9 protein-coding genes and 1 riboswitch are annotated in these 8568 nt (G+C 71.6%); of the genes, 6 read left to right on the top strand and 3 right to left on the bottom strand.

The window, feature by feature from the left end:
• The first annotated feature begins 320 nt into the window (after positions 1–320).
• A riboswitch (cobalamin riboswitch) is annotated at positions 321–519 on the top strand.
• 133 nt (positions 520–652) lie between these two features.
• The 4 genes from V7050_RS15175 to V7050_RS15160 are packed head-to-tail and all read left to right on the top strand — an operon-like array spanning position 653 to position 3870.
• A complete protein-coding gene (locus tag V7050_RS15175) occupies positions 653–1660 on the top strand; it encodes an ABC transporter substrate-binding protein (RefSeq protein ID WP_324369814.1) in 1008 nt (335 codons plus the stop codon).
• Positions 1629–2669 (top strand): FecCD family ABC transporter permease, encoded by a 1041-nt coding sequence (locus tag V7050_RS15170; protein ID WP_442885619.1) that lies wholly within the window; start codon positions 1629–1631, stop codon positions 2667–2669. Before V7050_RS15175 ends, V7050_RS15170 begins: the two co-directional genes overlap by 32 nt.
• Positions 2666–3454 carry an ABC transporter ATP-binding protein gene (locus V7050_RS15165; RefSeq protein ID WP_324369816.1) on the top strand — a complete coding sequence of 263 codons (789 nt, stop codon included), beginning with the start codon at positions 2666–2668 and terminating at the stop codon, positions 3452–3454. The genes V7050_RS15170 and V7050_RS15165 overlap by 4 nt, the downstream gene beginning before the upstream one ends.
• Positions 3451–3870 carry a pseudoazurin gene (locus V7050_RS15160; RefSeq protein WP_324369818.1) on the top strand — a complete coding sequence of 140 codons (420 nt, stop codon included), beginning with the start codon at positions 3451–3453 and terminating at the stop codon, positions 3868–3870. The genes V7050_RS15165 and V7050_RS15160 overlap by 4 nt, the downstream gene beginning before the upstream one ends.
• Positions 3871–4125: 255 nt before the next feature.
• On the opposite strand, the gene V7050_RS15155 is transcribed toward V7050_RS15160, so the two are convergent.
• On the bottom strand, positions 4126–5004 hold the full coding sequence (locus V7050_RS15155; RefSeq protein ID WP_324375334.1) for a LysR family transcriptional regulator: 879 nt from the start codon (positions 5002–5004) through the stop codon (positions 4126–4128).
• 61 nt (positions 5005–5065) lie between these two features.
• Positions 5066–5329 carry a hypothetical protein gene (locus tag V7050_RS15150; RefSeq protein WP_324375336.1) on the bottom strand — a complete coding sequence of 88 codons (264 nt, stop codon included), beginning with the start codon at positions 5327–5329 and terminating at the stop codon, positions 5066–5068.
• A gap of 322 nt (positions 5330–5651) precedes the next feature.
• Here V7050_RS15150 and V7050_RS15145 point away from each other — a divergent pair, with 322 nt between their 5' ends.
• Entirely contained in the window at positions 5652–5876 is a 225-nt protein-coding gene (locus tag V7050_RS15145; protein WP_324370411.1) for a DUF6894 family protein, read from the top strand.
• Between the two features lie 221 nt (positions 5877–6097).
• On the opposite strand, the gene V7050_RS15140 is transcribed toward V7050_RS15145, so the two are convergent.
• Entirely contained in the window at positions 6098–7417 is a 1320-nt protein-coding gene (locus V7050_RS15140) for a cyclopropane-fatty-acyl-phospholipid synthase family protein (RefSeq protein ID WP_324370413.1), read from the bottom strand.
• Between the two features lie 209 nt (positions 7418–7626).
• Between V7050_RS15140 and truA the strand changes: the two genes are divergently transcribed.
• Positions 7627–8403, top strand: coding sequence for a tRNA pseudouridine(38-40) synthase TruA (truA, locus tag V7050_RS15135; RefSeq protein ID WP_324370415.1), 777 nt, complete (start codon positions 7627–7629; stop codon positions 8401–8403).
• Positions 8404–8568: the final 165 nt, after the last annotated feature.

Raw genomic sequence — 8568 nt, 5'->3', positions numbered from 1 at the left:
CTTCGCCGCCATCCCTGCGGTTCGCGCCGGCCGCATCGTCGAAATCAAGTCGCCGCTGATCCTCCAGCCCGGCCCCGCGGCGCTGACCGAGGGCCTCGACGCCATCGTCGCCGCGCTCGGCTGAGGCGGCCCCGGCCGGCGTCATCCCGCCCGGCAAGACGGAAGCGGCCGCCCCCGAAGCCCCCGGCATCAGGACGCCGAGCATCGTCAGCAGGACGAGAGGGGACCGCATCGGCCGGCGTCGCATGCCCCTCGTGCCGCGATCTGCCCAGGTTCGGAAAGCGCGGTCGAACCGGGCCGTTGACAGCGGGACGGGGAGCGTTCATTCGGGACGGGCCGGTGTCCGCAAGGACGAAGAGGGAATCCGGGCGGCCGCGTCAGCGGTCGAAACCGGAGCCGCCCCCGCGACTGTAAGCGGCGAGAGACCTGCCGACATGCCACTGGGGCGCGAGCTCCGGGAAGGCGGCAGGGCCTCCGAGACCCGCGAGCCAGGAGACCTGCCGGCGCTTGAACCGAAACCCGGGCGGGGTGGCCCGGAGGGGGATGGGATGCGCGATGCGTGCCTGCCGTGGGAAGCCGTCCATCGTCCTTTCGGGCGAGCACGGCCCTGCGGCCTCTCCGGGCCTCGACCGGCCAGTTCCCTGGAGACACCATGCGCAATCTCTGCTTCCTCGCAGGCCTGACCGCCTTCGCCGCCGCCGCCCAGGCGGAAGCGACGAAATACCCGCTGACGCTCCAGAACTGCGGCTTCGACGTCACCTTCGACGAGGCGCCCGCCGCGACCGTGTCGCTCGGCCAGGCGGCGACCGAGATCCTCTATTCGCTGGACCTCGCGGACAAGGTCGCCGGCACCGGCGTCTGGTTTTCCGACGTGCTGCCGCAGTTCGCCGAGGTCAACGCGAAGGTCGAGCGGCTCGCCGACAACGACCCCTCGTTCGAGAGCATCGTCGCCAAGCGCCCGAACGTGGTGATCGCCCAATACGAGTGGCATGTCGGCCCGCAGGGCATCGTCGGCACGCGCGAGCAGTTCGAGGACCTCGGCATCGCGACCTATGTCCTGCCGACCGACTGCGTCGGCAAGGACAACACGGTCGGCGGCGACGGCACGCGGCTCGAGCCCTTCACCACCGACGTGCTCTACCAGACGATCGCCGAGCTCGGCCAGATCTTCGACGTGCAGGACAAGGCGACGGCGCTCGTCGCCGACCTCCGCGCGCGCGAGGCTGCCGCGAAGGAGAAGGTCGCGGCGATGCAGATCGACGACATCTCGGCGGTCTTCTGGTTCTCCTCGCCGGAGCTCGACCTCGATCCCTACGTCGCCGGCCAGAAGGGCGCGCCGGGCTACATCATGAGCACGCTCGGGATCACGAACGTCGTGCAGTCCGACGAGGAATGGCCGACGGTCGGCTGGGAGACGATCGCGCGGGCGAACCCGACCCTGATCGTCGCGGCGGAGATGACCCGCCGCCGCTTCGAGGCCGATGACATCGAGAAGAAGGAGGCCTTCCTCGCCGCCGACCCGGTCGCCAGTCAGATGGAGGCGGCGAAGAACGGGCGCATCGCTTCCATGACCTCCGACTCGATGGAGCCCGGCATCCGGGTCATCGGCGGCATCGAGCAGCTCGCCGATGCGCTTGCCTCCTACGGCCTCGCGAACTGACGTGAAGCCCCTCGCCGCTCTCCTGCTCTCGCTCCTCGCGATCCTCGCCGCCCTCGCGCTGGGGGCGGCGTTCGGCGAGACCGCGATCCCGATCGGCACCGTTGCCCGGACGGCGGCAAACCATCTCTTCGGCGCCGGCCTCGCCGTCGACCCGATCGACGCCGGCATCGTCTGGGACTACCGGCTCGCGCGCGCCGTCGTCGCCGCCTGCTGCGGGGCGGCGCTGGCGCTCTCCGGTGTGGTGCTGCAGGCGCTGCTCCGGAATGCGCTCGCCGATCCCTACGTCCTCGGCATCTCGGCTGGCGCATCGACCGGGGCGGTCGCCGTGGCGATCCTCGGGGTGGGCGGCGGCTTCGTCTCGCTCTCCGCCGGCGCCTTCGTCGGCGCGGTCACAGCCTTCGGCTGCGTCCTCCTCCTTGCCCGCGCGGCGGGCAGCGGCCCGACCGCGGCGATCCTCGCCGGCATCGCCGGCTCGCAGCTCTTCAACGCGCTGACCGCCTTCATCGTCACCCGCTCGGCCAATGCCGAGACCGCCCGCGGCATCATGTTCTGGCTGCTCGGCAACCTCTCGGGCGTGCGCTGGGCCGACGTGACCCTGGCCTTCCCGATCGCACTCCTCGGCACCTTGGTCTGCCTGTGGCAGATCCGCGCGCTGGACGCCTTCACCTTCGGGGCCGATGCCGCCGCCTCGCTCGGCGTCGCAATCCGTCCCGTGCAAGCGGTGCTGATCGGTGCGGCGACGCTGATGACCGCGGTGATGGTCTCGCTCGTCGGCTCGATCGGCTTCGTCGGGCTCGTCATCCCCCACGCCGCCCGCTTCCTCGTCGGCGCCCGCCACGGGCGGCTCGTCCCCGCCTCGGCCGTCCTCGGCGCGGTCTTCCTCGTCGCCTGCGACATCGCCAGCCGCATGGTCGTCCCGAAACAGGTCGTCCCGATCGGCATCGTCACCGCGCTGATCGGCGCCCCGGCCTTCGCCATCATCCTGATCCGCGCGAGGCGCCTCTCATGAGCCTCGCGGCCCGAGGCCTCGGTCGCGATGCCGGCGGCCGCGCGATCCTCGACGGCATCGACCTCGCGCTGACGCTCGGCGAGCGCCTCGGCATCGTCGGGCCGAACGGCTCGGGCAAGTCCACGCTCCTGCGCCTCCTCGCCGGCATCGACCGCCCGACGCGAGGCGCCGTCACGCTGGACGGCACGCCGCTCCGCGCCCTCTCCCGCCGCGCCGTCGCCCGCAGCCTCGCCTTCGTCGAGCAGCAGGCGGAGACCGCCGAGCGGCTGACCGTCCGCGATGCGGTGGAGCTCGGCCGCACGCCCCACCTCGACGCGCTCCGCCCCTTCGGCCCCGCCGACGCGGCCGTCGTCGACGACGCCCTCGCCCGCGTCGACATGGCCCCGCTCGCCGGTCGCCTCTGGCACACCCTCTCCGGCGGCGAGCGCCAGCGCACCCACATCGCCCGGGCGCTGGCGCAGGAACCGGCGATCCTGCTCCTCGACGAGCCGACCAACCACCTCGACATCCGCCACCAGATTGGGCTCCTCGCGTTGATCCGCCGCCTCCCCGTGTCGGCGGTGATGGCGCTGCACGACCTCAACCACGCCTCGCTCTACTGCGACCGCGTGCTGCTTCTCCAGGCCGGCCGGGTCGTCGCCCTCGGGCCGCCGCCCGAGGTGCTGACCCCCGCCACGATCCGCGCCGTCTTCGGCGTCGAGGTCGCGGCCCACGTCGATCCCCGGGACGGGGTGCGCAGCCTCCTCGTCAAGGGCCACATCCCCTTCGAGGAGACCACGCCATGAAACTCGCCCTCGCCGCCCTCGTGCTCGCCGCGACCCCCGCCGTCGCCGAGACCTTCGAGGTGAAGATGCTGAACCGCGGCGCGGCGGGTCCGATGATCTACCAACCCGATTTCCTCCGCATCGCGCCCGGCGACACGGTGAAGTTCCTTGCGACATCCACCGGCCACAACGCGGCCAGCATCGAGGGCATGGCGCCCGAGGGCGCGGCGCCGTTCAAGGGGCAGATCAACGAGGAGATCGCGTTCGCCCCGACCGTCCCCGGCCTCTACGGCGTCAAATGCTCGCCGCACTACGCCATGGGCATGGTGATGCTGATCGCCGTCGGCGACGCCGACCCGGCGACGGTCGCGATCCCCGAAGCGGTGCCCGACCGTGCCAGGACGCGCTTCGAGGCGATCGTCGAGGCGGCCGATTGATCGCCAACCACGCCCTCGTCGAGGACATCCGCGACTCTTGGTCCCGCCGTGCCGAGACCTTCGACCGCGCCTTCGGCCATGCGATCGCACCCGGCGGCGCGGCCGCGGCCTGGGCGGCGCCGATGCGCGATCACCTCGGCCCCATGCCCCGTCGCGTGCTCGAGTTCGCCTGCGGCACCGGCGAGGTGACCCGATCGAGCACCCGTCAGGAAGGATCGCCGAATTCGGCCCCGCGAATCGGCGGTACGGCGACGCTCAGGCCGCCCCGGCCAGCGCCATGAAGCCCTCGACATAATCGGCCGCCGCATCGCCCGCGCGCCGGCCGATGTGGATGCTCTTCGCCATCCCGTCCGGCCCGAGGCGGAGGGAGCGGATCGGCAGCATGGCCCGATACTCCTCGATCAGCCAGTCGGGGAGCGCGCTGACGCCGCGGCCGGCTGCCACCATCTGCAGCATGATGTCGGTCGTCTCGATCACCTTCACCGCCCGGGGCAGGCAGCCGGCCGGAACGAGGAACCGCGTGTAGATGTCGAGCCGCTCGGGCGAGACCGGATAGGTGATGAGCACCTCGCCGGTGAGGTCGCCCGGCACCGCGACCTCGCCGGCGAGCGGGTGGCCCTCGGCCACGGCGAGCCGCATCTCGTAGTCGAAGACCGGCTCGTAGACGAGCCCGGGCCGCTCCACCGGATCGGGGGTGATGAGAAGGTCGATCTCGTGGCCGAGCAGTGCACCGATGCCGCCGAACTGGAAGGCCTGCCGCACGTCGACATCGACCTGCGGCCAGGCGGCGAGATAGGGCTCCACCACCCGCAGCAGCCAGCGATAGCAGGGATGGCACTCCATGCCGATCCGGAGCATGCCGCGCTGTCCGCGGGCGAAGTCGGCGAGCGTGGCCTCGGCCTGTTCCAGCTGCGGCAGCACCCGCTGCGCCAGACCGATCAGGTAGCGCCCGGCCTGGGTCGGACGCAGCCCGCGTCCCTCCTTCTCCCAGAGCGCGACCCCGGCCTGGGCCTCGAGCCGCCGGATCGCGTGGCTGAGCGCCGACTGGGTCAGGTGCAGCGCCTCGGCCGCCGCCGTGACGCTGCCGAGCCGGTCGGTCTCGCGCAGGATCGCGAGGTGCTGGCGCTCGATCATCCCATGACTCCCGCTCATCGGCACCCGAGAGAATGCCAGCTCCCATCATGGATCGCCATCCCTATGGTCCGCCCGACCACGGATGGAGCATGGACATGGCGCTTGCCGCGGATCGGGGCACCGCGCGCTGGAGGCGGGCGGCCACGCCGACACCATGAACCCGTTCGCTGCCGAATGAGCCAGCCGCCGCGTCGACCTGCCCGAGAATGCTGCCGTCGACCGCGCCATCCGGCGTGTCGCCGAGGCGGCCCACCGCCTGAACGGGGCCGTAGAGCGCGCGGTCGCCGCCGGCATCTCCGTCGAGCTCGCCCGCGTCTCGCGCCACCACGACGGCTCCGGCGATTGGGGCGACCAGGTCGCCCCGACGAGCCACGCCACCATGGACGGCGCGCCGAATCGAGCGGAGCGCGCCGTCGAGTGCGGCGCCCCATGGATGCGCGCAGCTCGGCCCGACCCGCCGGGCCCGAGCGAACCGATCCGTCGCCCCGATCCGCACCGCAGGGACCATCCCGGCAGGCGTGTCGGAAGCGGAGGGGCCGGCCGCTTGATCGGATGCCGTAGCTCTGGGCGGGCCCTACCTATTTTTCGGGAGGCACAGTCAATTTATCATGCGAGCGGTGTTATGCGGTTCCCGGCAACCTGCCGACATGAGCGCCCGCTACTACTTCCATCTCGTCGACAGCGACAACTTCATACGCGACGACTACGGTGCGTTGGCCATCGATCTGGCCGACGCCCATCGCGCGGCCGCCGAGATCATCGAGGAGTTCAAGTTGGAACAGGCGCATCGCTACGACCAGTGGCATGACTGGAAGCTGGTGGTGACGGACGACACGGCACAGTTCGCGCTGATCCTGCCGCTTGCGGATTGAGACGGCGCGGCGCGCCATCCGCGCCATCGCCTGCGGTCCCCGGGTGATCGCTTCGCATCGGCGTCGGGCCACCCTTGGCCGCGGCGGATGCGCCTCGCGGATCGCCAGGCCACGGTGCTGCCCGCGCCGCTCGGCCTTCACGCTCGCGCGCTTCTGCCGACGGGCCGGCGCGGGTGACGCACTGAGGCTTCTGCAAACATGCTGAGAGGCGCCGCGGCGGCCTATTGCGCGGCGACCCCGTGCGGCTGCCCCCTCCGCTCGGCGGGTTCGTGCAGCGCCGCATATTCCGGAATGCGCGCCTCCTCCGATCGGAGCCGCGCCATTTCCTCGGCTATATAGCCGCGGGTCAGCGGAACCCGCGCCTGGTCATGCACGAGCTGCAGATGCACCACATGCAGGTCGTTGAAGCGGAAGCTCGTTTCCGAGCCCGCGAGATAGAAGTCCCACATGCGCAGGAAGCGCTCGTCATAGAGCTCCAGCAGCCGCGCGCGATTGGCATGGATCCGCTGCCGCCACGCCCTCGTGGTCTCGGCATAGTGCAGCGACAGGATCTCGGTGTCGCGCAGCAGCAGCCCGGATCGCTCCAAGGGCGGAAGGATCTGGGACAGCGACGGGATGTAGCCGCCGGGGAAGATGTATTTCTCGATGAAGGGCGCATTGTAGCCGTCGGGCCTCGGCTGGGCCATGGAATGCAGCAGCATGACCCCGTCCGGCACCAGCAATCGCGCGGCGGTGCGGAAGAACGCCGGGAACTGGCGCAGCCCCACATGCTCGAACATGCCCACCGAGACGATGTTGTCGAAACGCGCGTCGAGCGCGCGATAATCGAGCAGGCGGAACTCGACCCGGTCCGCGACGCCCGCCTCGGCCGCGCGCCCGGTCGAGACCGCGTGCTGCTCCCGGCTGAGCGTGATCCCGGTCACCCGCGCGCCGCAGACGCGCGCGAGATAGAGCGCCATCCCGCCCCAGCCCGATCCGATGTCGAGCACCCGCGCGCCGGGGCGCACCAGCAGCTTGGCCGCGATCAGGCGCTTCTTGGCCAGTTGTGCGGCATCGAGCGACATGTCCGGCCGCTCGAAATAGGCGCAGGAATACTGCATGTCCGGGTCGAGGAAGAGCCGGTAGAGCCGGCCGTCGAGATCGTAGTGATGCGCCACGTTGCGCTCGGCCCGCCTGGGGTTGATGGCGCGCAGGGCCGGCAGGCCGGTCAGCAGGCGGCGGAGATGCTGGAGCCGGGCGGCCAGCGTCGCGGCCTGCGGCGCGAAGTTCCGCTTGGCGAGCGCCAGCAGGTCGTAGATGTCGCCGCGCTCGACCAGGAGGCGGCCGTCCATATACATCTCCGGCACCGCGAGCGTCGGGTCGAGCACGATCCGCCGCACCGCCGCCCGGTCGGCGATCCGGACCTGCAGCGCCGGGCCACTGCCGTCGCCATAGGCTTCGACCCGGCCCGAAGGGTAGGTGATGCGAAGGTCGCCTCGGCCGATTCGGGCGTGCAGGGCGGCATGCAGATGCGTCTCGAACATGGCAGGCATCTTGGGCATTCCGCATCCATTCTAGCCCAGATGCCGAACTTTGCCAAGAATCAGAATATGTTACACAACCAAGCCGCGATCTTCTTGCTCGTATTTCGCATAGATCCGAGCGCGCTGCGGCCGCGCGAATCCATCCCGCAGCGCGGCGGAGGCCGGTGGCGGGCAGGGTGGCGCGAAGGTGGTTTCCCCTTTCGCGCGCCATCGGCTAGAGCACCGGCATGGCCCGTTTCGCCCTCAAGCTCGAATACGACGGTGGTCCCTTCGCCGGCTGGCAGCGGCAGCCGGGGCTCGCTTCCGTGCAGGGCGCGCTCGAAGCGGCCGCGCGCCGCCTCGATCCCGGCGGGCCGGCGGTCTACGGGGCCGGGCGCACCGATGCGGGGGTGCATGCGCTGGGCCAGGTGGCGCATCTGGAGATGGCCCGGGACTGGGCGCCCTTCCGCCTCGGCGAGGCGCTGAACGCGCATCTGCGTCCGGCGCCGGTCGCGGTCGTCGCGGTCGCGCGGGTGGGCGAGGATTTCCACGCGCGCTTCGCCGCCGTGGAGCGGGAGTACCGCTACCGCCTGATCTCGCGCCGCGCGCCGCTCGTCCATGACCGCGGCCGCGCCTGGCGCATCCGGCACGAGCTCGACCACGGGGCGATGCGCGCGGCCGCGGCGCATCTCGTCGGGTTGCACGATTTCACCACCTTCCGCTCGTCGATCTGCCAGGCGCAGAGCCCGCGGCGCACCCTCGACGCGCTGGAGATCGAGGCGCTGGACCGCCCGGCCGGCCGGGAGTTCCGCTTCACCCTGCGGGCGCGATCCTTCCTGCACAACCAGGTGCGCAGCATCGTCGGCACGCTCGAACGGGTGGGGGCGGGGGCCTGGCCGCCCGGCCGCGTCGCCGAGGCCCTCGCCCGGCGGGACCGGTCCGCCTGCGGCCCGGTCGCCCCGCCCGACGGGCTCTGCCTCATGGCGGTGCGCTACGGGACCGATCCTTTCGCACCTGCGCCCTAGCAGCGCCCAGGCCGGGCCGCCGGTCGAGTCACGGCGATCACGTCAGGAATTCGTTCCTCCTTCCTCGACCGCCCCGCCACAAGACGAGGGCAGCGCCCGGCCCGGGCGGAAGCGAAGCGCCCGCCTGGGGGCGGGGCGGGCGCTGCCCGGCGGTGCCCGCCGGGC

It is taken from the genome of Amaricoccus sp., from assembly GCF_036846665.1.
Taxonomy (GTDB): domain Bacteria; phylum Pseudomonadota; class Alphaproteobacteria; order Rhodobacterales; family Rhodobacteraceae; genus Amaricoccus.
Note: the sequence above shows the minus strand (reverse complement) of the source record. Positions and strands in the feature narration are given on the sequence as shown.

Bases quoted from the DNA above. Each gene is read 5' to 3' on its own strand.
- V7050_RS15155 (WP_324375334.1), bottom strand. From the start codon at position 5,004: ATGATCGAGCGCCAGCACCTCGCGATCCTGCGCGAGACCGACCGGCTC.
- V7050_RS15165 (WP_324369816.1), top strand. From the start codon at position 2,666: ATGAGCCTCGCGGCCCGAGGCCTCGGTCGCGATGCCGGCGGCCGCGCG.
- V7050_RS15160 (WP_324369818.1), top strand. From the start codon at position 3,451: ATGAAACTCGCCCTCGCCGCCCTCGTGCTCGCCGCGACCCCCGCCGTC.
- V7050_RS15145 (WP_324370411.1), top strand. From the start codon at position 5,652: ATGAGCGCCCGCTACTACTTCCATCTCGTCGACAGCGACAACTTCATA.
- truA (WP_324370415.1), top strand. From the start codon at position 7,627: ATGGCCCGTTTCGCCCTCAAGCTCGAATACGACGGTGGTCCCTTCGCC.
- V7050_RS15175 (WP_324369814.1), top strand. From the start codon at position 653: ATGCGCAATCTCTGCTTCCTCGCAGGCCTGACCGCCTTCGCCGCCGCC.
- V7050_RS15170 (WP_442885619.1), top strand. From the start codon at position 1,629: ATGCGCTTGCCTCCTACGGCCTCGCGAACTGACGTGAAGCCCCTCGCC.
- V7050_RS15140 (WP_324370413.1), bottom strand. From the start codon at position 7,417: ATGCCCAAGATGCCTGCCATGTTCGAGACGCATCTGCATGCCGCCCTG.